This is a genomic window from Citrobacter sp. RHBSTW-00524, assembly GCF_013747755.1.
Lineage (GTDB): Bacteria > Pseudomonadota > Gammaproteobacteria > Enterobacterales > Enterobacteriaceae > Citrobacter > Citrobacter braakii.
This window is the reverse complement of record NZ_CP056421.1, coordinates 2,479,285-2,501,728: the sequence shown is the minus strand read 5'-3', so window position 1 is coordinate 2,501,728 and position 22,444 is coordinate 2,479,285. Positions and strand designations below refer to the sequence as shown.

21 protein-coding genes are annotated in these 22,444 nt (G+C 51.2%); 4 read left to right on the top strand and 17 right to left on the bottom strand.

Going from position 1 to position 22,444, the window contains the following annotated elements; translation table 11 throughout:
- Positions 1 to 15 precede the first annotated feature (15 nt).
- Positions 16 to 1,182: a benzoate/H(+) symporter BenE family transporter gene (locus tag HV229_RS12045; RefSeq protein WP_046275601.1), complete on the top strand. Its 1,167-nt coding sequence runs from the start codon at positions 16 to 18 to the stop codon at positions 1,180 to 1,182.
- Here the strand turns inward: HV229_RS12045 and HV229_RS12040 are convergent.
- A complete protein-coding gene (locus HV229_RS12040) occupies positions 1,165 to 2,034 on the bottom strand; it encodes a helix-turn-helix domain-containing protein (protein WP_053390121.1) in 870 nt (289 codons plus the stop codon). The genes HV229_RS12045 and HV229_RS12040 overlap by 18 nt on opposite strands.
- Positions 2,035 to 2,218: 184 nt before the next feature.
- Here HV229_RS12040 and HV229_RS12035 point away from each other — a divergent pair, with 184 nt between their 5' ends.
- Positions 2,219 to 3,127 (top strand): DMT family transporter, encoded by a 909-nt coding sequence (locus HV229_RS12035; protein WP_016153163.1) that lies wholly within the window; start codon positions 2,219 to 2,221, stop codon positions 3,125 to 3,127.
- Positions 3,128 to 3,162: 35 nt separating this feature from the next.
- On the opposite strand, the gene HV229_RS12030 is transcribed toward HV229_RS12035, so the two are convergent.
- The 3 genes from HV229_RS12030 to tehA form a co-directional block, all read right to left on the bottom strand.
- The gene (locus HV229_RS12030; protein WP_047498586.1) at positions 3,163 to 3,837 is read right to left on the bottom strand and encodes a DUF3313 domain-containing protein; all 675 of its coding nucleotides are present in this window, start codon (positions 3,835 to 3,837) and stop codon (positions 3,163 to 3,165) included.
- A gap of 154 nt (positions 3,838 to 3,991) precedes the next feature.
- On the bottom strand, positions 3,992 to 4,588 hold the full coding sequence (gene tehB / locus HV229_RS12025; protein WP_181547633.1) for a tellurite resistance methyltransferase TehB: 597 nt from the start codon (positions 4,586 to 4,588) through the stop codon (positions 3,992 to 3,994).
- The gene (gene tehA, locus HV229_RS12020) at positions 4,588 to 5,589 is read right to left on the bottom strand and encodes a dicarboxylate transporter/tellurite-resistance protein TehA (protein ID WP_047358122.1); all 1,002 of its coding nucleotides are present in this window, start codon (positions 5,587 to 5,589) and stop codon (positions 4,588 to 4,590) included. Before tehA ends, tehB begins: the two co-directional genes overlap by 1 nt.
- 113 nt (positions 5,590 to 5,702) lie before the next feature.
- Here tehA and ydcK point away from each other — a divergent pair, with 113 nt between their 5' ends.
- Positions 5,703 to 6,683, top strand: a complete 981-nt coding sequence (ydcK, locus tag HV229_RS12015) for a YdcK family protein (RefSeq protein WP_131350837.1) — start codon at positions 5,703 to 5,705, stop codon at positions 6,681 to 6,683.
- Here the strand turns inward: ydcK and rimL are convergent.
- From rimL to HV229_RS11990, 5 genes are all read right to left on the bottom strand, one after another.
- On the bottom strand, positions 6,675 to 7,220 hold the full coding sequence (gene rimL, locus HV229_RS12010) for a 50S ribosomal protein L7/L12-serine acetyltransferase (protein WP_016156595.1): 546 nt from the start codon (positions 7,218 to 7,220) through the stop codon (positions 6,675 to 6,677). The two genes, ydcK and rimL, sit on opposite strands and share 9 nt — an antisense overlap.
- Positions 7,221 to 7,323: 103 nt before the next feature.
- The gene (locus HV229_RS12005; protein WP_003833168.1) at positions 7,324 to 7,548 is read right to left on the bottom strand and encodes a YdcH family protein; all 225 of its coding nucleotides are present in this window, start codon (positions 7,546 to 7,548) and stop codon (positions 7,324 to 7,326) included.
- Positions 7,549 to 7,715: 167 nt separating this feature from the next.
- On the bottom strand, positions 7,716 to 9,371 hold the full coding sequence (locus HV229_RS12000) for a glucan biosynthesis protein (RefSeq protein ID WP_029139548.1): 1,656 nt from the start codon (positions 9,369 to 9,371) through the stop codon (positions 7,716 to 7,718).
- A gap of 193 nt (positions 9,372 to 9,564) precedes the next feature.
- Positions 9,565 to 10,908 (bottom strand): VOC family protein, encoded by a 1,344-nt coding sequence (locus HV229_RS11995; protein ID WP_053389633.1) that lies wholly within the window; start codon positions 10,906 to 10,908, stop codon positions 9,565 to 9,567.
- Positions 10,909 to 11,028: 120 nt separating this feature from the next.
- A complete protein-coding gene (locus tag HV229_RS11990) occupies positions 11,029 to 11,931 on the bottom strand; it encodes a manganese-dependent inorganic pyrophosphatase (RefSeq protein WP_155574236.1) in 903 nt (300 codons plus the stop codon).
- Positions 11,932 to 12,161: 230 nt separating this feature from the next.
- Between HV229_RS11990 and pcaQ the strand changes: the two genes are divergently transcribed.
- Complete coding sequence (gene pcaQ / locus HV229_RS11985; RefSeq protein WP_003020288.1) at positions 12,162 to 13,085, top strand: pca operon transcription factor PcaQ; 924 nt, start codon at positions 12,162 to 12,164, stop codon at positions 13,083 to 13,085.
- Between the two features lie 45 nt (positions 13,086 to 13,130).
- Here the strand turns inward: pcaQ and HV229_RS11980 are convergent, their stop codons facing one another.
- From HV229_RS11980 to aldA, 8 genes are all read right to left on the bottom strand, one after another.
- Positions 13,131 to 14,819: a methyl-accepting chemotaxis protein gene (locus tag HV229_RS11980; RefSeq protein ID WP_153690342.1), complete on the bottom strand. Its 1,689-nt coding sequence runs from the start codon at positions 14,817 to 14,819 to the stop codon at positions 13,131 to 13,133.
- 169 nt (positions 14,820 to 14,988) lie between these two features.
- Positions 14,989 to 16,107: an S-(hydroxymethyl)glutathione dehydrogenase/class III alcohol dehydrogenase gene (locus HV229_RS11975; protein WP_151222644.1), complete on the bottom strand. Its 1,119-nt coding sequence runs from the start codon at positions 16,105 to 16,107 to the stop codon at positions 14,989 to 14,991.
- Positions 16,108 to 16,139: 32 nt separating this feature from the next.
- On the bottom strand, positions 16,140 to 16,415 hold the full coding sequence (locus HV229_RS11970) for a metal/formaldehyde-sensitive transcriptional repressor (protein WP_003833178.1): 276 nt from the start codon (positions 16,413 to 16,415) through the stop codon (positions 16,140 to 16,142).
- A gap of 329 nt (positions 16,416 to 16,744) precedes the next feature.
- Positions 16,745 to 18,046: an AppA family phytase/histidine-type acid phosphatase gene (locus HV229_RS11965; RefSeq protein WP_181547631.1), complete on the bottom strand. Its 1,302-nt coding sequence runs from the start codon at positions 18,044 to 18,046 to the stop codon at positions 16,745 to 16,747.
- A 278-nt stretch (positions 18,047 to 18,324) separates the two neighbouring features.
- Positions 18,325 to 19,593 carry a Y-family DNA polymerase gene (locus tag HV229_RS11960; RefSeq protein ID WP_181547705.1) on the bottom strand — a complete coding sequence of 423 codons (1,269 nt, stop codon included), beginning with the start codon at positions 19,591 to 19,593 and terminating at the stop codon, positions 18,325 to 18,327.
- 2 nt (positions 19,594 to 19,595) lie between these two features.
- On the bottom strand, positions 19,596 to 20,015 hold the full coding sequence (locus HV229_RS11955; protein WP_016153176.1) for a translesion error-prone DNA polymerase V autoproteolytic subunit: 420 nt from the start codon (positions 20,013 to 20,015) through the stop codon (positions 19,596 to 19,598).
- Between the two features lie 171 nt (positions 20,016 to 20,186).
- Positions 20,187 to 20,717, bottom strand: coding sequence for a cytochrome b561 (gene cybB / locus HV229_RS11950; protein WP_104652040.1), 531 nt, complete (start codon positions 20,715 to 20,717; stop codon positions 20,187 to 20,189).
- Positions 20,718 to 20,866: 149 nt separating this feature from the next.
- Positions 20,867 to 22,306, bottom strand: a complete 1,440-nt coding sequence (gene aldA / locus HV229_RS11945; RefSeq protein ID WP_016153178.1) for an aldehyde dehydrogenase — start codon at positions 22,304 to 22,306, stop codon at positions 20,867 to 20,869.
- Positions 22,307 to 22,444: the final 138 nt, after the last annotated feature.

The window sequence follows — 22,444 nt, the reverse complement described above, 5'->3', positions numbered from 1 at the left end:
GCACACGGAGTGACTATGCGCGCATTTTCCATCCCACTGCCCACCGTATTATCGGGTTTTGTGGCTGTCCTGGTCGGTTACGCCAGCTCGGCTGCCATTATCTGGCAAGCGGCCCTGGCCGCAGGTGCGACCACCGATCAAATCGCGGGCTGGATGACCGCGCTGGGGATTGCAATGGGCGTCAGTACGCTGGCGCTGACGTTATGGTATCGCGCTCCTGTGCTCACGGCCTGGTCAACACCTGGCGCCGCGCTGCTGGTTACGGGTCTGCACGGGGTATCGATTCAGGATGCTATCGGCGTTTTTATCGTAGCTAACGCGTTGATTGTGCTGTGCGGCATAACCGGATTGTTTGCCCGTCTGATGAAAATAATCCCCCACTCACTGGCATCAGCCATGCTGGCCGGGATCCTGCTGCGCTTTGGTCTGCAGGCCTTTAATAGCCTCAACAGTGAGCTTATTTTGTGCGGTAGTATGCTGGTGGCATGGCTGGTATTTAAAGTCACAGCCCCACGGTACGCGACGATCGCCGCGATGCTGGCGGGTATCGCTATCGCGCTAATAAAAGGTGACATTGTCACAAGCGGAGTAAATTTATCGCCGGTCATGCCTGCGTTTATTGCCCCACACTTTTCATTTGCCCACAGTATCAGCATTGCGCTACCGCTGTTTCTGGTTACCATGGCTTCGCAAAATGCCCCAGGTATTGCCACTATGAATGCCTCGGGCTATTCATTACCCGTTTCACCGCTCATTATCTTTACCGGCCTGCTGGCGCTGATGTTTTCGCCGTTTGGCGTCTACTCCATCTGCATTGCCGCCATAACCGCCGCAATTTGCCAAAGTCCCGAAGCGCATCCTGATGACAAACGACGCTGGCTCGCCGCCGCCGCGGCTGGCGTCTTCTATCTTCTGGCAGGGGTGTTTGGCGGTTCAGTCACAGGACTAATGGCGGCACTGCCCGTAAGCTGGATCCAGATGCTGGCCGGTCTGGCCTTGCTCGGGACAATTAGCGGTAGTTTGTATCAGGCGTTGCATAATGAAGCGGAACGCGACGCAGCCATCGTTACGTTTTTGGTCACGGCCAGCGGCCTGACGTTATTGGGGGTTGGATCTGCATTCTGGGGGCTGGTCGTAGGCGGTATCTGCTACGCCGTGTTGACGTTATTTCGCCGCACGTAGCTGCGTTGGCGTTTTACCGGTTACCTGTTTAAACCGGTTACTAAAATGGCTTGCCGAACTGAATCCGCAGGTCATCGCAATATCTGACAAACTGCGTGAAGTGTAACAAACCAGATGCTGTGCCAGCGCCATACGACGTTGCATCACGTACTGATGCGGTGCCATATTCATCGACTGGCGAAACATTCTGGCAAAATGGAATTCGCTGAGCGCCGCCTCGCTAGCCAGATCGTTCAGGGTGATCGGGTACGCCAGATGCGCGTCAATATAGGCCAGCACGTTACGCAAGGTGACAGGCGCGAGTCCTCCGGTGACGGTGGGCAGTCGCCATTGAACGTTGCTGTAATGCTGGATCAGATGCGTTAACAGTAGCGAAGATGCCGCGCTGAGCGTGAGGTGATTGGCCGGTTGCTGCCAGTCGTTATCAAGCAGAAACTGACGGTAAACCGCCGTGATCCCCGGGTCACTGCCAAACGTGTGCTCGTCCAGCGTGAAGCTATAGGGACTTCTATCCCAGACTTTTTCACCCACTTCGCGCAGATGTTCGTCGGTACAATAGAGATGAACAAAGGAGAGAGCGTCGCGGATATCCCAACTTGACTCGCTCTCTTTCGGCATCAGGCAAAAACGGTCCGGTCCGCCGCCATTCTTCCAGCCCCCCGCCGTTTTGTGGTAACTCTCGTAGCCATCCGCGATATATAAACTGAGCGTATGGTGATCGCAATACTGGGTGATGGTATCGCGCTTGTTTGACCAGGCCGCCAGTTGGATCCCTGAATGTAACGCAACCGATTCATGCAGCACGGCATTATGTTTGCGTAAGTTTTCAAAGGCATCGTAGGGCTGAGGCATACCATCACATTCAAAATAAGTTAGCAGGCTTTCAGTCTATAACAGCCACATATTGTTAACAGCTTCCTTTTCGCTTTTACGCTAAAAAAGCGCAAGATTTTGCAAGTCCGCCGCAAACCGATGAAAGCCTCCTGCCGCCAGACATGACACAGTGTGAACCTGAATCCAAAAAAGAGAGAGTTGTATGAACGCACTGTTGTACTGCCTGGTGGTGGTAATTTGGGGAACGACATGGATTGCGATTTATTTGCAGCAGGGCCCGGTTTCTGCGCCGGTTTCTATCTTTTGGCGCTTCGCCGTTGCCAGTTCGCTGATGATAGTGATCCTGCTGGTTAGCGGTAAATTACGCAAACTGTCTGGTCGCGATCATCTGTTTTGTCTGTTACAGGGTGGATGCGTTTTTTGCTTCAACTTCTGGTGTTTTTATACGGCTGCGGCCTGGATTAATACCGGCCTGGAGTCGGTGATTTTCTCAATGGCCGTCCTGTTCAATGCGGTCAATAGCTTCATCTTTTTTGGGCAAAAACCACCGCTGCGTTTCTATATAGCAGCCGGTCTTGGACTGACGGGCATTGTGACTCTGTTCTGGCAGGATTTGCTCAACAGCGGATTCAATCATTCCTTGCTGCTGGGTATCGGCTTAAGCGCCCTTGGAACCTTCGGTTTCTCATTGGGTAATATGATCAGCATGCGTCACCAGAAAAAAGGGCTGGAAGTGTTAACGACCAACAGTTGGGCCATGCTGTACGGCACGCTGTTGATCGCTGCCATTGCGCTGATGCGCGGGGACAATTTTACGCCACAGTGGACATTCAGCTATCTCAGCGCACTGTTATATCTGGCTATTTTTGGCTCAGTGATTGCTTTCGGCGCTTATTTCACACTGGTAGGTCGCATTGGTCCCAGTAGGGCGGCATACAGCACCCTGCTTTTCCCGCTGGTTGCGCTAACGCTGTCAACATTGTATGAAGGATACGTCTGGCAAGTTAACGCTATTGCCGGATTGGTATTGATTTTACTGGGGAATATGGTGATGTTTGCCCGACCAGAAGTGCTGATGGGTAAACTATTCTATCGACGCCGGGTGGCATAAAAAAAACGCACCATCCTGAGATGGTGCGTTGATTATTATTGTGGTTTTTTGTTCACGTCAAACATGGAGGCATCCGTCGCCATGTCATCAACAACTTTCTTCAACGTTTCGAATGTCATCGGCGTATTTTCGTTGCTCAGATCTTTACCTTCACCCTTACGTACAACTTTAACTACCGGTTTATTGGTCGCCGCATCAATCAACTCACCCTCGAAATAGAGGTTGGTATCCATGGTACGGTGACCCGTTGCCATTTGTGTTCCCGCAACGAGTAGCGCAACCGGGATCACTTCATAGAACTGCAGTCCTTCTTTGCTCGTTGCAACACCGGTAATCGCTCCGCGGAAAATCAGGCTACGTGGCCCAGGGGTAGTAACCAGGGGCTTACGCTTGCTGATGGCGGATTTCAACTGGGTATTAGTGTAGGTCAGCAGTTGATCAAGAACCTGCTGCCCTACCTGCGTGGTAGGTTTAGGAACCGGATAATACGTTACCGGGTTATATACAATGTTGTCATATTTGGATTCGTTGTAGCTCGGATCAACCCAACGGAGTACGGTTTGTCCCGATGCTGATTGTGTTTCCTTCAAATCAGAGTAATTTTTTAAAAACCCAGAATATTTATCCGGCGCAGTCACTTTTGACGCACAGCCGGATAATGCCAACAAGCCAGTAAGCACTGCAACTTTAAATAAAGTTTGAGTACGCATGAAACGATCCCTTTAGTTTTCGCAATGATGCTTAAAAAGGATAGCAAAACCGTTTCATTTTGGATGTACTAAAAATGGTAAACACCGCACAATTTTCTCTCTGCGCCCGGCACAAAAATACTGAGCGCAGAAAGAGTTAACCCAAGCGGGAGGTTCAGGCAGTTTTGCGTGCCAGCATTGTGGCAAAGCGCAGTTTAATTCGATTACCGTTTTCATCCGTACGATGAAGTTCACCCACGTCTTCGTTATATTTCAGCAGATCCCATCCGCTGTAATAGTTGCGCAATTCTCCGGTTTTAAACGCGAACGGGAAACCCACGGTACACGGAAAATCATCGGTATCCATCGCCGCGACGATTAAGTTATATCCGCCCGGTTTAGTGCACCGCTGCATATTTTCAATAAGGCCAGGGATAGTTTTGGCTTCAAGGAACATCAGCACAACGGTAGAAAGAATAAAATCATATTCGCCATCAAAGCGTAATGCGTTGAGATCCGCGACGTTAGCGTGCAGATTGGTCAGCCCTTCCGCCGCTTTGATACTCTCAAGGTTAGCGATGCTCATGGGATTTTTATCCCATGCTGTCACGTCATAACCGTTTGCCGCAAGGTACAGGCTGTTACGACCGTTACCGCAGCCCAGGTCTAACGTTTTACCTGGCTTAACAATTTTTGCCGCTTCAACAACATCGGAATGCGTACGAGTTAAATCGTATTTCTCAGTAAAGTAGTTTTCGTCGCAAAGGGTCATTATTTATCCTCAGATTTCAGTAATGCAGCACGCTCCGTGCGGATGAGCAGTTTCCCCTGCATCAGCAATGCAAACGTACGTACCAGTAATAATGCAATGATAAAATTGGTAAAAATAAACAGTGGGATCGCCAGCGTATGAAAAAATCCTGACTCGCTACCGTGGCCCAGATGCAGCCCTGTTGTTGCCAGCGCCGACACGCCAAACGAGAAGCTCCAGAAAGACGCATTAAATGGCTGTGACAAATACCACGGCATGAGCCGTAGCATGAACAAAAGTTGCAGCAGACCATAGCCGAACAACATTTTGGCTAACGTATCGCCCTCGCCGCCGTTGACGCTAAGCCAGGCGCTGCAGGCGACCAGCGCAGGCGCCAGTTGAATGCCAAGTGAAGTACGTAACACCGCAGGCAACTCGCCGCAGCTACGTAAACGTTGCAGAATCACCGGCTCCAGGCTGAGCCAGGAAAAAACCCCTGCGCCTAAAAACACCAATCCTGCGTCGTTGAAACCCAGAGCGCCACAGGCCATTGCACTGATAAAGTTATTGGCGACGGTCGGCAGATACAGACCCGGCGTGGTGGCTTCCTCTGGATGCGATCCACGCCACAACCCTGCCGTTTGCCAGGCGGCGTAGGCCAGCTGTATCACCACGCCAATGCTGAACAACCCAATCGCCAGCGGTCGATACCACGGGACAAAACCAATCGCGACCAGCATCGTTGTGGCCGGAAACAGACTGACAAAGCTGCTCATCACCGGGTGACGAATTTCCGCCAATACGCTATGCGGAAAACGCAGTAAACGGCTCAGAAAAGCCAGCGTCAGCAGCCCCCAAATGACCATTGCGAGGATCACTAAACCGTCGCCAATCAAGTGACTCACTGGCCACACCTGACTGGCATAACGCCACGCAAACCCCATCCCAATGATGCCCAGTACCATGCCAAAATAACCGGCCGGAAGATTGAGGACCCGCTCACTCTGCTTGTTCTTACTCATTTTGTTTATTTTTTAAAGTATATTTGAAATGCATTTTATGGAATTTCCGCTGATTTAGCCAGTGCGGAAAACTTTGCTACGTTTAACTAAGGTGCGCAACATGGAAATGAGCTATGACCAAATATCGTCTCAGCGATGAGTCTCGATCCTTTAGTTACCAGGATAATGGCAATAAAAAAGGCGTATTACTACGCCAAATCATTGCGCTCACTGATTTTAATGATGTCCAGGCCGGCACGCCCGGTGGCTGGATCGACAATGAAAGCGTGCTGTCACAAAGCGGTGATTGCTGGATTTACGATGAAAACGCGCTCGCATTTTCCGGCGCGACGATTACAGGAAACGCCCGCATTACTCAGGCAAGCGTGGTCAGAGATGGCGCGCAAATTAGCGATGACGTGTGGATTGACCGGGCTGAAATCAGTCATAACGCGCAAATACGTGACAACGTCACCATTCAGGATTCTGTGGTTCGCGGCGAGTGCCTTCTCTTTGGTGATGCGCGCGTGATGTGTGACTCTGAAATCATCGCCGCCAGGGGGCTAACCCGTGAAAACGACCAGCTCCTGCAAATTTATGATCGGGCTTTTGTCAGCCACTCACGAGTGGTGCATCAGGCGCAGATCTATGGCGATGCGAAAATCAACTATGCCTTTATTGAACATCGGGCGGAAGTTTTTGATTTCGCACAGGTGGAAGGTAATGAAGAGAACAATGTCTGGATTTGCGATTGCGCCAAAGTCTATGGATATGCGCGCGTCATCGCCGGGAGCGAAGAAGATGCCATACCTACCCTACGCTACAGCTCGCAGGTGGCGGAGCACGCGGTAGTTGAAGGTAACTGCGTGCTGAAACACCACGTGCTGGTCGGCGGTCATGCGCAATTACGCGGTGGACCGCTCCAGTTAGACGACCACATCCTGATTGAAGGCCACGTCTGCGTGCTGGGCGAAGTGCTGATCGAGCATCACATTGAGATAACCGGTCAGGCGCATATCCAGGCGTTTGATGGCGATACCATTCACCTACGCGGACCGAAAGTGATTAACGGTGAACAGCGCATTACGCGCACGCCTATCGCAGGTTTATTCTGAAGAGCCATCAATGATGCGGGCGTAGAGATTCACATCATAGTAATCACCATTAAGGAATTCCGCCTGTTGCATACATCCTTCCAGTTGGAAGCCATTACGTAGCGCCACCTGGTTACTCTCAACGTTTTCTACGCGACATTTAATCACGAAGCGGCGAATCTCCTGACGCTGCGCATAATGATGAATTAAGGCCTGTAGCGCCTGGGACATGATGCCTTTACCCTGATGCTCCTCATCTAGCCAGTAGCCGATATAAGCCGCTTTGTTCAGCGGTTCTATCTGGTTAAACGAGATAACCCCGACCACATTTTCTTGCGCAAAAATCAGGAACATTTTGGCGTAACCGCGCTGGTGCAACATCATATTGCCCTGCACATTCTTGCGGGTGTCCTCCTCAGAGGCAACAAACTGCGGCCAGTTCAGCGACTGCTGGAGCCAGCTTTTATTTTTAAGCACCAACTGATGCAGAGGCGTGACGTGTTGCTCTTCTACGGCACGCAGTTCCAGCGTGTCATTGATGGTAATCACTTCTGACATTTTCATTCCGTTATGATGGTTAAGCAGGCCACCCTGCTCAATCAAATAAAAACAGGAAGGGCTCCCTTTTGGAAGCCCTTTTACACAGCGAGCGCCGTTTTACTTAGCTCTCACTGACACTCTCTTTTTGCAATATTTTGAGCAGATCTTCCTTCAGGTGGAGTTTCTGTTTCTTAAGGCGAACAATGTCCAAACTATACCCCCGACCATCCGAACCTTCCAGTCTGGAGATCTCATGATCAAGGCTGTTGTGTTTTTCGAATAAGGACAGAAAGCGAGGGTTCTCGGATTTCAGTCGGGAAATAAGGTCTCTGTATTCTGGAAACATACTTTCTCCCTGTTAGTGGAAAAGGACGTGTATAAGAAATACACACCTCCAGAGTACCCACTTGACTTACAGAAAAATGCGAACGGGATCGAGTAAATAGTGTACAGAATGGTTGTGAAGAGGATTACAGATTCGGCCCCCCATTCGGAGAGCCGTAAAGGGAGTGATTAACGCATCTCGCGGTCGTCAACGTACTGACGTTTATCCGGCGCTGGCGGGAAGTACTGATACAGCCAGGTTTCACTGATGGCGTCGCCCTGACAACGCAGGAACATACGCATATCTACCGGATCGGTTGAGTCAGAGGTCGGATACCAGTCAAACTGAATGCGATAACCGTCGATAGGTTCCACGTAAAGGATCTCAATCTGTTTCGCTTCACCGCTGGAGAGCGTAATCACCGGTTCAATACCCTTCGGCGCGGCGGCTTTTAGATCGCCACCGACGAAATCAACAGCAAAACGTCGCGCCCATTTTTCCGGGTAGTGCTCGCCCGGCGCCCATCCTTCCGGGAAGCCGCCCATGCCTGTTCGGGTCGCCATCACGCGAGCCAGCGGTGAACGCACCGGCGGCTGAGCACTCCAGTACAGGCGATATTTGAATTCCAGATCATCGCCCGCTTTGATCGACCTTTCAGGCTGCCAGAAGCAGACGACGTTATCCAGCGTTTCGCCGGTCGTCGGGATCTCCATCAGGCCGATAGTCCCCTTGCCCCACTGGTTACGCGGTTCGACCCACAGGCTCGGACGCTTGTTGTACCAGCCCATGATATCCTGGTAATGGGAGAAGTCGCGATCGAGCTGCAGCAAGCCAAACCCTTTCGGGTTGTTATCGGTATAGGCGTTGAACTGCAGTTTTTGCGGGTTATTCAGCGGGCGGCAGATCCACTCGCCATTGCCCCGCCACATCGCCAGACGGTCGGAATCATGAATTTGCGGGTGAATGGTGTCACACATCCGACGTTCGTTGTTGCCGCAGCTAAACATGCTGGTCATCGGTGCAATACCGAGCTGCTTGATGTCTTTGCGCGCATAGATGTGGTTTTGTACATCCATGATCACCTGCGTTTTCTCGCAGTGGATCACGAACTTAAATGCGCCGGTTACGCTGGGGCTGTCGAGAAGCGCATACACGGTAAAGGAGGTTGCGCCCGGTTTGACCGTTTCAAACCAGAAAGAGGTGAAATCAGGAAACTCTTCTTTGCTGTCGGTGTAGGTATCTACCGCCAGACCGCGGGCCGATAAACCATACTGATAGGTGTCATCCACGGCGCGGAAATAGCTGGCGCCCAGGAAAGAAACGATATCGCGACGGGCTAATTCTGGCGCTTTAAACACGCGGAACCCGGCGAACCCGAGGTCAGTCTGCCCTTCCAACTGTTTGGTATCCACACCCGCATCATTGTATTTAAACAGTTCCGGACGGAAGTGGATTTCGCGCGCCATATGCGTGCTGCCATCAACCGAGAACATGCGTACGCGGCGACGGAAGCCCATTCCCACGTGGAAGAACTGCGCATCAAGCTGACGATTTTCAACATTGTTCCACAGAGACTGCTCTGCGTCATATTGAATGCTGTTGTAGGCCTGAGGCGTCAGTTTGGCCAGCGTGTCAGGTAACGCGCGCGGTGCGCCGCCCCAGGGCTTCTGTGCTAAGTCATGGGCCATCGATTGCAGAACGGAAAAATCAAAACGTACGGTTTTTCCGTCTGCAATGTCAGACTCTGCCGCAAAGGCGGCGCTGGAAAAGAGTGATGCAATACCACTGGTTCCGCACACGGCGGCCATTGCCATTGAACCTTTAATAAATCGTCTGCGATTCATGCCTGAAAGTGAGTCCTTCTGGTCGTGTAAATGGTCCCGCGCCGGCCATAATCAGCGGCAAGAGAGTGCACATTTCTGACCGCTCACTCTAGACAAAATTCATTAATAATCCAATTGTTGGTCGCCGATTATCTGTACAAAATCGAAAATATTTTATGTCGATGGGAACAGACCGAATCCCATGTAAATTCAATTAAAGTAAACCACACCGCCGTTTACTGCGATCTTGCGCCTCCTGATACAACGCAAACTCATCATAAACCGCACAACCCAGCGCCTGTTCAAACGCGTCGCGGCTGGAATTACCGTGGCTACGGGCCTGAGTTTCATTCCCCAGATTAGACTGGAAAATCCCCGCGGCGCTCACCGGTAAAAAATCTTCGTAGGTAATGGGCTGAGCAACCAGCCAGCCCCGCTCAATGAGCGGCTGCGGGTCGTCATCCGGGCGAATCGCCTGTCGATGCGCCTCGCCCGACGGCGTCAGCCGGTAGCGGAACCAGGCAAGCCCCTGCTGGCGCAGCAGAAATTCGCTGTCCGGGAATGCTTTGAACACCTCCTGCAAATGCAGCTGATGCGTCAGGTTGTCTTTTCCCGTTCCCGCTTTATTCAGCAATTCGTCGTACAACGCTCTGCCTTTCGGCGTCAGGGCCACGCCGCGCTGTTCGATTTCACCAAAACGCGCCGTGTGAGTGCCACGCATTTCACCGGCAAATAACACCGGCTCTTCCAGCGCTTTAAAACTGGTCTGGCGCAATAAAATGGGCACCTCGCGGCGCGGCGGCCCTTCAATCAGTATTTTGGGTTCAATGCCGCACTCCGGCATCATCGACTGAACCCGGTCGATATCCAGCGTACGCGGCGTCAGATGGTTGATATGACACCCAGGGAAACACACCACATCAGCAATCAGCCGGTGCTCATTGTGCAATGCGTGATAGGTCGCCTCATCGACCGTGGCATGCTGATGCCAGCGGAAAGTTTCCAGCGCTTCTTGCACAAACTCCTGCGCCTGCTCAGACGTAAAACTGCCCTGCACATCAAACTCATCCAATAGTTCGTGACAACGACGGGTGAAAATATCGCGTTTCGCGAGGATCTCCGCGGCTTTTTGCCGTAGCGCGGCGTTTTCGATTAATTCGAGCCGCAATAACGAGGTGAATACCCGAAACGGGTTGCGCGAAAGCGACGCATCGTCAATGGGACGAAACGCGGTGGAATGCACGGGAACACCGGCCTGGGAGAGATCGTAATAACTCACCGGATACATGCCCATAATGGCAAACATCCGGCGTAGCGTAGAAAGCTCCTGCGCAGTGCCCACCCGAATGGCGCCGTGGCGCTCAACGTTTAGCCGGGCCAGCTCATCTGCATTCGCCAGTTTTTCATGCAGCGTAGGATTATTTTCCAGTACCGCCAGATTCACATCAGCGACAAGTTCCAGCAACGTGCCATATTGCGGGACTTCCTGCTGGTACATTGCTGACATTGCCTGCGAAAATTGTTCCCGAATCTCATCTGCCGTGATGGTGTTCGCCATAATGTCATGCCTCCAGTGAATATTACCTGGAGTGTAGAAAACGCCGCTGACTCCGGTGGGAAGAATTTACAAAGTGTGACCCCGCGTAAATTTCCCACCCCTACAGACGGTGAACAGAACCTACTGGCGTGGTTTTAAATGACTTTCCAGCCAGGGCAACATCTGTTTTTTACGGCTGAGCATCCCCTCCACCTTACAGGGCTGCGGGATGTCTGACAGCGCTGGACCGGCAAACCACAGGCTGGTGTCGCCCAGATTGATATCGGTGAGCATCAGTACAACCAGCGCGGCATTCTTTTCCTCTGCATAGCGCGCCATTTCCAGACGGAGATCGTCCAGCACCGCAGCCACCTGTTGCAGCGCATACAGTTCAAGCTGCGCCACACAAACAGAATGTCCATGAATGGTGAAGGTTTTAATGTCTTTCTGCAGAAGCTCGCGAGCGCTCATGCCTTCCACGCTTGTTTTAGCAGACAGCAGGTCGCGACTAAACGCCTCGAGATCCACACCGGTTTTTTGGGCCAGGGCCTCCACCGCCAGGCGATCGTCAGAGGTGGTCGTTGGTGAGCGAAGCGTGACAGTGTCACTCAATGCAGCACCCAGCAATAAAACGGCCTCAGCGGCAGACAACTGGCTGCGCTCCTCTTCCGTCATCAGTTGCCATAACAGCGTCGCGCTGCTGCCAACTGGCTTCACCCACACTTCTGGTGGCAGACGAGTGACTAATCCACCGAGTCGGTGATGATCGATAATTCCCACGACGTTACTTTCTGCCAGCGATGCCGGCCCCTGGGCAGGCTCGGTGAAATCGACCAGCCACACATCACGATCGGTCAGTTCAAACGTCAGCCGTTCGGGCATCGTCAGTCCCGCATGCTCAAAGATAAATTGCGTTTCGCGGTTAGGTTCGCCCAAACGCCATGCCGTCGCCTGTTGGCCACGTAAAGTAAGCCAACGTGCCGTCATGGCGGCGGTACAAATGGCATCGCTATCGGGGTTAAGGTGCCCTATTACATCTATCATTAATCAGTGCCTTGTGAAGAGAATGGTTCAAAAGCAAACAATAACGAAAGTATATCGACTGGACGCATTCTCTTCCATGATCCCACCACCCGGCAGCGCTGTACAAAACATAAGCAAAATAAATCATTTGTAAGTAAAATAGGACAAATGTTAATAATATTTTGCTATCAAGTTATCAAAATCGAACAACTTCACTTGTCACCGATACGACTCTGTTTTTAACATCGCTTATGGAAAAAAATGTTCTGTTCAATCAGCGCATTCGCTTGCGCCACCTTCATACTTTTGTCGCCGTTGCACAGCAGGGAACGTTGGGCCGCGCGGCTGAGACCCTTAACCTGAGCCAACCAGCCCTCTCCAAAACGCTGAATGAACTGGAGCAACTGACCGGTACCCGGCTCTTTGAGCGTGGTCGCCTTGGTGCACAATTAACGCTGCCCGGAGAACAGTTTCTTACCCACGCAGTCAGAGTGCTGGATGCGCTCAACACCGCCGGACAAGCCTTAAACCAGCGCGAAGAGTCACAGACGGATGTCGTACGGATTGGCGCCTTACCCACCGCGGCCCTGGGCATTCTGCCGGCGGTCATTGGCCCGTTCCATAAGCAGCAAATGGAGACCACGCTGCAGGTTGCCACCATGAGTAATCCCATGATCCTGGCGGGTTTAAAGTCAGGGGAAATTGATCTCGGCATTGGCCGTATGGCCGATCCGGAATTGATGGTTGGTCTGAACTACGAGCTGTTATTTCTGGAATCGCTCAAACTGGTCGTGCGCCCTAACCACCCGTTGTTGCAGGAAACCATCACGCTGAGTCGGGTGATGGAGTGGCCGGTGGTGGTTTCACCAAAAGGAACCGCCCCTCGCCAGCACGCAGAGGCGTTGTTGCAAAGTCAGGGCTGCAAAATGCCGCCGGGCTGTATTGAAACGCTGTCAGCATCGCTCTCCCGCCAACTGACGGTCGATTACGACTATGTGTGGTTTGTCCCTTCAGGCGCGGTTAGAGAAGATTTACGCCAGGCGACGCTGGTGTCGTTGCCGATACCCACCCACGGTGCGGGTGAACCCATCGGCATTCTTACCCGTGTCGATGTGCAGCTCTCTCAGGCCGCGCAGATCCTGATCGCCGCAATACGCAAAACCGTGCCGTTTTGATGCCAAAAATTAAGGGACCATCAGGTCCCTTAATTGATTTTATTGTTAAAATGTTTCCCAGTTATCGCCACTGGCAGTTGCCGCCTGCGGGCGTGAATGGTCAGGCTTTGTCGTCACAGGCGCGCGTTTAATAGCACTTGTCCCTGTTAAACGGAATGTGCCAACAGCTTCCGTTAAGCGCGCCGCCTGCTCTTCCAGCGATGCCGCTGCGGCAGAGGCTTCTTCAACCAGCGAGGCATTTTGCTGCGTTACCTTATCCATTTCTGAAATTGCCTGGCTCACCTGGACGATACCCCGGCTCTGCTCATCAGAGGCCGCCGCAATTTCCAGCATAATGTCGGTGACGCGTTTTACCGCATCGACAATATCCGTCATCGTATTGCCCGCAGCGACCACTTCTCCGGAGCCCTGGTCAATCAGTCGAACTGATTCGCTGATCAATCCTTCAATCTCTTTTGCCGCCTGAGCGCTGCGGCTTGCCAGCGTGCGCACCTCACTGGCAACCACGGCAAACCCACGGCCCTGCTCTCCTGCTCGCGCCGCTTCAACCGCTGCGTTCAGCGCCAGAATATTGGTCTGGAAAGCAATGCTGTTAATAACGGCTGTGATTTCGGAGATTTTCTTCGAACTCGTTGAGATATTGCCCATGGTTTTGACCACGCCAGAAACCATCTGACCGCCCCGACTGGCCTTACCGGAGGCATCTTCTGCCAGCTTGCTCGCATGATGCGCGTTGTCGGCGTTTTGCTTCACCGTCGCCGTCAACTCTTCCATGCTGGCCGCCGTTTGTTCAATCGCCGCAGCCTGTTGTTCGGTACGTGAAGACAGATCGGTGTTCCCCGCCGAAATCTCACTGGTACCGCGATAAATCTCTTCCGCGCCCTGACGCACCGTGCCTACCGTTTTCCCCAGCGAACGTTGCATTGTTTGCAAATGGCGGCTCAGGCGACCAATTTCGCTGCGCCCGGTCGGTTCCTCCGGCATGGTCAGATCCCCCGCTGAAATTTGCTCAATGCGCTGGGCGGCACGCAACAGAGGATGAATGACGGTACGGCGCAGAACAATGAACGTCATCACGGTCAGCGCCAGCGCAAGAACGAATGCGCCCAGCATAAAAGCCATACCAAGCTGTGTACGCTGATGCGCCTGTTCGCTTAACTGATTCGCCCTGGTGGTACGAATGTCGATCGCCTTTAACAGCACCTTGTTGTACGCAGAGTCCAGCGGTCTGGCCTGTTCATTTTCATGGTTGATGATCGCCTCAAACATGCCGTTTTTAGCGTACTTCAGCATCGGCTGTAAGCCGTCGGTATAGGCTTTGAAGCTGGCGCTCAGTTCAGCGTCTAACGCTTCATCGGCAGACGTTTTTACCGCGCGTGACATATAAGCATTGAAACCGTCCTGCGATTGCTTAATCCGTTTTTCTGCCTCGGCGATATTGGCCTTCATGTCATCCATTTCGGCAATACGGCTCGCCGCGCCGGCGTGGATCATGTTGATACGCGCGGTACGCAAGTGGTTAGAGCTGTTAGATAACCCCATCCTGACCTGAATCTCATCGGTCACGTCGCGCTGATCGCGATCGGCCTGCATAAGAAAATAGCTTGCCAGCCCGGAACTTAAGGCGAACAGCAGAAGGATGCCACCGAGAATGGAGGAAAACAGCGGAACCAGCCGGATTTGATGCAGAAAGCCCAGTTTATGCTGGGCTTGCATCGATGTAGTGTTGTCCATGACCGTCGACTCTCTTGTAGGGTTTATGCGTGAAAACACGCCCGTTAGATAGTCATCGGCAATCCGGGAAGTTTACTTACCGTGAAAAGCGCCAGATTCGTCACACTTTCACAACATAATTCTAAAAAATTCAGGAAAGTGCCAGCGGTGAAATCCGCTGGCCAATGAATCAGTTATCGCCAAAGTGGATAACGGTACGGATGGATTTACCCTGATGCATTAAATCGAACGCGTCGTTAATCTGCTCCAGCGGTAAACGGTGGGTAATAAACGGATCCAACTGAATTTTCCCGCTCATCGCATCTTCAACCATACCAGGAAGCTGAGTACGCCCCTTCACGCCGCCAAACGCGGAACCGCGCCAGACACGCCCGGTAACTAACTGGAACGGACGCGTTTTGATCTCTTGTCCGGCTCCTGCCACGCCAATAATGATGCTTTCGCCCCATCCTTTATGGCAGCATTCCAGCGCCGCGCGCATCACGTTAACGTTACCGATACATTCGAAACTAAAGTCCACGCCGCCATCGGTAAGCTCGACAATCACATCCTGAATCGGTTTGTCGTAATCCTTCGGATTGATGAAATCGGTCGCGCCCATTTCACCTGCCAGCGTAAATTTTTCCGGATTGGTATCAACGGCCAGAATACGCCCGGCTTTCGCCTGCACCGCACCCTGAATCACCGCCAGGCCAATACCGCCCAGACCAAATACGGCGACGGTATCGCCTTCTTTCACTTTTGCGGTGTTATGGACCGCTCCGATACCGGTGGTCACGCCACACCCCAGCAGACACACTTTGTCCAGCGGAGCCTGCGGGTTAACCTTCGCCAGAGAGATCTCCGCACATACTGTGTATTCGCTGAAGGTACTGGTGCCCATATAGTGATAAATCGGCTCGCCGTTATACGAGAAACGGGTTGTGCCATCCGGCATCAGACCTTTGCCCTGGGTCGCACGTACGGCCTGACACAGGTTAGTTTTACCCGATTTACAGAACTTACACTCGCCACATTCTGCGGTGTATAGCGGGATCACATGATCGCCCGGTTTCAGGCTGGTAACGCCTTCACCCACTTCAACCACAATGCCGCCACCTTCATGGCCGAGCACCGCCGGGAAAACCCCTTCCGGATCGTCGCCTGAGAGCGTAAAAGCATCAGTATGGCACACGCCGGTGTGGGTAATTTTAACCAGCACTTCACCTTTCTTTGGCGGTGCGACATCGATTTCGACAATTTTTAACGGTTGGCCGGGGCCGAATGCAACTGCTGCACGTGATTTCATTTGTCTCTTCCCATTATTGCGAGGTGATGGTGTTATTTTAGATAAGCACGCAGAAGATGGCCGATTTCAGCCATGCGCACGGCACGCTGGTCTGGGGTTGTTTCCCCGCTGACCAGTTCGTCTTTCAGGTGGATCTCAACCATTTCGCCCATCAGGCCATTGGATGCGCCGCGCACGGCGGCAATTTGTTGCAGGATAGCCAAACACGGCTCGCCGGACTCCAGCGCGCGCTCAAGCGCATCAACCTGACCGCGAATACGGCGTACACGGGTGAGAATGCGTTTTTTATCTTCGGGTGAATGCGGCATACGCCCTCCAAATACTATAGGGGGGTATACTATCAGTCTTTTTAACTAATTGTAAAATAAATAACTTGTTATTATTTAATACGTTGCACAAACAGCACATTTAGACATATCACCGTTTTAAGCGGTTTTAGAGCCGCAACACCGAGCGCTTTTCGATGTATTCTGCATCGCTGAACAGTCCGGATTTTTTCTGGAGCAGCGTAACTGGATTGTCACTCGCAAAGAGCAGTCAGTTGAAGACTCATGTAATTATGAACAATACGAATACCCCCGACTACAAACCGGGGGGTTCTATTTTTTAATACGCTATATATATAATAATTAGTTACTTATTCCGTAACTGCACACTCTGGCACGCGAATTTCTTTAATGAGCCTGGAAAAACTTTTTAACGAACACATTCCCTGAATATTTTTCTCTTCACATGCAATTAATTTTAAATCAACTTTGCCGGCAGGTTTTTCTAACGACAACGGTTGTATATCCCTCATATCTCTCAGCGTCTGATAAACAAATGAAACCTGAACCCAATCCGTATTATCACTGGTTCTTTTCCACTTTTCGAATACAAGCTCCCCACCAGGAGGGGTATTATCGGGTTGACCGGGTAGCGACCAGTTAAGATCTAAAGCCCCGCTTAAATTTGCAAGATTGGTATCATGACCAGCAATAAACAACAGAGATACGGGTAATTTTATGCCATACCTGTTTTCTGTTGTACCATTTGTCAATAATGCAGTGTCTATCATATCGAGTAATGGTGTGGCTCTACTACGGGCAACTTCTGGAGTTCTTTGCAAAAGATCAAACTGAGCGTTATGCAGACTTAACAAATCTCTCCATTCTTTTTCTCCCGTAATACGCCCCCAGGCTACCTGTGGCATTCCCTGGGCCTCTTGCAACAGAAATATCTCAGTCAGCGTGGAAGAAAGACTCCAGGCACCAGGTAATGATACATTGTCAGGCGTTACCTTAAGTTCAGACGGTAAAGCCTCTGGTAATGTGCATTTCGTAGACTTCTCTGTAGTCTTACATGTCTCCGATTGTGAGAAATTTAAAACATTTTCCAGGGTCCGAAATGAAGATTGATAGCGTTGGGTATACAGTTCAATATTTCCTCCGGCCCGTTCCAGAATAGCGTTTTTAACCTTCAATGTGTTAAACGAACATGTCCCCATTTTTACCGGATTAAAAAGAGGATCAGTTTTTTCTTCATCCTTCTGATAATGCACTTGAATTTGACATTTTGGTGCTAACCCAGCCAGAAACGCCTCACCCGTTTTACGGGTGCGTTGATCCGTGTCTGCAATAACAGCAACCTGCCCTGGAGATGGGCACGTTTGATTATTCAACAGACCTTTGCTCGTGAACCATAAACGTTGATACTGACCTAATTCAGAAACAAGTTCTCCCCCACGAGGCGTTAGCCATCCTAACGGCACATCCCATTGTGGCCATTGATCGGGTGTGACATCTTTCATTATTGGAGTGAACTTCGTAGGTGCTCTTACTCCATGACGACTCACTATCACAACCCGCTCAAGTTTCATACCGTTCTGCTCTTCAGCATGTATTGAGAAAGAACCGCATAAGAGAGAAAAAAATAATAAACGAATGATGAATGTACTCATTACCAGCACCACCTTTTCGTAAGTGAAAAACAAACAACTCGTATAAGCCAGTTCGATAACTGGTTCTATCAGATAGAAATAATCCTACTCCTGAGTTCACAACAATCCAACTTTTTGCATATCAACTTTGTCTCTTATCGAAGTATTAAAGGAGCGCTAATTTAGCCGCGCTGGAAAGGTATCCAAGGTTATGGAATCGTTGGCAATTTACAACGTCCTGTCATTGAAAGGATAATTGATCCGGTATAAATAAGGTGGGCGGAAGCCTTGTTTGACTATCAATTTACCCGCAGCAAATCACTGTATCTCGTTGTATAACGTGGTGAAAGCATGTCTCGCTTCATCGCCCACGGCTGCTGTATCCCTTGCCCAGCAAAGTAGAGCGTTCCTTTCCCCTTTTCAGCATTAAGAGTATCCAGTAGGTCCATCAATTTATCGCTGTTACGCCGCGGGGCGTTATTATCAAAAAGATTCAGCTGTGCAACGCCAGAGCTAAAAAAATCCCCCAGCATAACGCCCGCTTTTTGATAACGTAGCCCCTCTCGCCAAACGGCGTCCAGGCTGCGCGTGGCTGCTGTAATAATGTCCCGGCTATCCTGAGTTGGCGTCAGCAGTTTTATCGATGCGCTGTTACCGTAATAAGGTTCATTCAGGACAAACGGACTGGTTTTGATAAACGTAGAGATAAACCGGCAGTACTGGTGTTCTCTGCGCAGCTTTTCCGCAGCACGTGAAGCATAGGTGCAAATGGCCTCTCTCATGGCGTTGTAATCCGTGAGTTTTTCACCAAACGATCTTGAGCAGATAATTTCCTGCTTATCCGGCGCAAACTCTTCCAGCGCCAGACAAGGCTCACCGCGCAATTCCCGGACGGTTCGCTCAAGCACGACGCTGAAATGTTTACGAATGAAGCGAATATCGGTATCCGCCAGGTCGAGAACCGTTTTAATGCCCATGACGTCCAGTTTTTTGCCGATACGGCGTCCGATGCCCCAGACTTCATCAACCGGGAGTGCTGCCATCAGCTTACGCTGGCGTTCAATATTTGAGAGATCCACGACTCCGCCCGTCTGTTCCTGCCACTTTTTGGCCGCATGGTTCGCCAGTTTGGCCAGGGTTTTGGTCTGAGCGATGCCGACCCCAACCGTGAGACGTGTTTTCTGCAAAATGGTTGCTCTGATTTCCTGACCAAAATCCGTAAGATCCCTGCAGTTTCGCACGCCCGTTAAATCACAAAAGGCTTCATCAATACTGTATATCTCCACGCGTGGCGATAACTCCTCCAGAATCGACATCACCCTGCTGCTCATATCCGCATACAGTTCGTAGTTCGAACTAAAACAGAACACGCCATAGCGCCTGAACAAATCTTTCTGTTTGAAGTACGGAGCGCCCATATTAACGCCAAGCGCCTTTGCCTCTACGCTGCTGGCAATAACGCAACCATCGTTATTTGAAAGAACGACAACGGGCTTCCCTTTCAGATCAGGCCGGAATGCCGACTCACAACTGGCATAAAACGCGTTAACATCCACCAGTGCAAACATCATCAGCCCGCAGCTTTAATGATAAATGTCACCACGCCAAATATATCCAACGTGTCCTCGCTGCTAATCATGATCGGCGCGTAGGCGCTGTTCTCTGGCTTCAGCATCACAACCGGATGTAATTGCAGGCGTTTAACGGTGAATTCGCCCTCAACGGCGGCAATAACGATGTCTCCATGGGCAGGTTTTCTGGCGCTGTCGACAATCAGTAAATCACCCTCGCCGATCCCTGCTCCCCTCATAGAGTCGCCAGATGATTTAACAAAATAGGTTGCGCTGGGATGCCGTACCAGCAGGTCATTGAGGTCGATACGTTTCTCAACGTAGTCCTGTGCAGGAGATGGAAAACCGCAGGGCACAAGATCGCTAAATAACGGAAAGTGTTTAATTTCGCGGCGTTCCGCAGGCTGGAAAAACAACATAATAATCTGCCTCTCATTTACTGTATTTATATACAGTAGTTTTAATAAGAGCAGCAATCAAGTAGCGAGTGTGATGAACTGGACGTTGTTTAACCATCTTGTCGGTAAGTTTTTATGATGTCTGGAAAAATAATCGGCTAAAAAAATACCCCGCATTTGCGGGGCATTACATCAGGAGCGTTTTCGCGGCATCATGCGCAGCAGCGTATTGTCCTTCCAGAAATAGTGGTGCATCAGGGCCGCAGCGGCATGCAGAGCAATAACAAAATAGCCCAGATTTGCCAGCGTCACGTGCCAGGACTTCAGCATATCCACTACATCAAAATTGGCCTCTGCCGCATGCGGCATAACAATGCCGAATGCAATCCACGGGTTACCCCGGTTGTACATCATCACCAGTCCAATAATCGGCAGAACAATAAACAGCAGATAAATAACCAGATGCCCCAGATGCGCCATTCCGGTCATCATCGGCTTCGGTTTTGGCATAATCGGCGGTGCCGGATATTTTAGCCTGACCAGCAGACGCGCCACCATCAGCGTTAAAATAGTGATGCCACAGGATACGTGCACCATGTTAAATAAGGGACGATAGCTGCGCGGGAAAAATCCGCGAAACTCCATAGCGCTGTAGGCCACAATGACCAACAAAAAGACCAGCCAGTGAATGCCAATTTGCAGGCCAGAATACTTATTCCCCATAACACTTCCTGAATAAAAACAATAATGCGTCACCATAACGGGCTTTTGTTAAAAATTCATTAACTTTTGCTCACCCGGCTTATTCTTATGGATCGCCAGCAAAGTGTGAGAATTGCGCCGGGTGGCGTACAGGCTCACCCGGCGAAAACTTAGGACTGCAGATACACCACCTGCGTTTGCAGATATTCGTTCAGACCGTGTTTACCGTCAGCCCCGCCAATCCCGGACTTGCGCCAGCCAGCATGAAAGCCCTGCATCGCCTCGAAGTTTTCACGATTAATATAGGTTTCGCCAAACTTCAGCCCTTTAATCGCTTTCATCGCCGTATTCAGATTCTGCGTATAGATCGATGAGGTCAGACCGTAATCGCTGTCATTGGCCATCGTCAGCGCCTGTTCCAGCGTATCAAACGCTACCACCGGTAGCACCGGACCAAACGTCTCCTCGTGCATAATCGCCATCTCCTGGCGCACGTCTAACAGTAACGTCGGAGGATAGTAATACCCTTTGCCGGAAACGGCCTTACCGCCCAGCACCACTCTGGCGCCTTCCTGCACCGCTCGTGCAACTTTCTGCTCTACACGCTCCAGCGCAGCGGCGTTAATCAGCGGCCCCATCGCAATATCATTGCGCTCAGCCGGATTGCCAAACTGCACGGCTTTCATCGCCTCGCCCAGACGATTGACGAATTGGTCATAAATACCTTTCTGAACGTACACGCGCTCGGCACAGTTGCATACCTGTCCGGTGTTGATCACCCGCGAGTCAACAATTGCCTTTACGGCCAGTTCAAGATCGGCATCATCCATCACGATAGCCGGGGCCTTGCCGCCCAACTCCAGACAAACTTTGGTGATATTTTTAGCCGCCGCAGCCATAATTTTCTCACCCGCCCCGACGCTACCGGTCATGCTCACCATGGCCACCTTCGGGTTTGCGGCCAGCGCCTGACCGACCGTTTCACCACGTCCCAGCACCAGATTAAATACGCCGCGCGGCAAGCCAATATCATCAACAATTTTGGCAAAGGCGATGGCGTTATTCGGTGTAAATTCACTCGGCTTAATGACAATGGTATTACCCGTCAACAGTGCGGGAGCCAGTTTGCGGGCAATCAGGAAAAATGGAAAGTTCCACGGCAGAATGCCCGTAGTCACGCCCAAAGCGCGCTTAAACAGCAGAATATTCTCGCCCGGACGATCGCTTTGCAGGATCTCGCCTTCATAGCGACGCGCCCACTCCGCCATATAATCGATATAGTCGGCGGTAAACGAGACTTCGACCTCAGCCAGTTGCTGTATTTTTCCACCCTCCGCCACAATCAGCGCGCTGATTTCACTGGCTCGCTGACGGATACCCGCAGAAATTTTGCGTAACCAGTTCGCCCGTTCAATGGCGGGCAGCGCTTCCCATTGCGGCTGAGCGCGCTGTGCAGCATCGATCGCTTTACACGCATCCTCGGCACGTCCATCGGGAATACGCGAGATCACCTCTTCCGTGGCAGGATTGACGACATCAATCCAGGCATCATCGTGCCAGGTCACAAACTGCCCATCGATATACATAGGATGTTGTACGGGTACTGACATGCGGCTCTCCTGTGATTGATTTGTTTTTAACAAGTAAAACTATTGTTAATTAATATCAATCATGCAGGTCGTATTATGGCTGGAGTGGCTGTTCTGTGAGCGGCTTCATAAAAGCGTCTGGCAAAGTGATGATGAAGG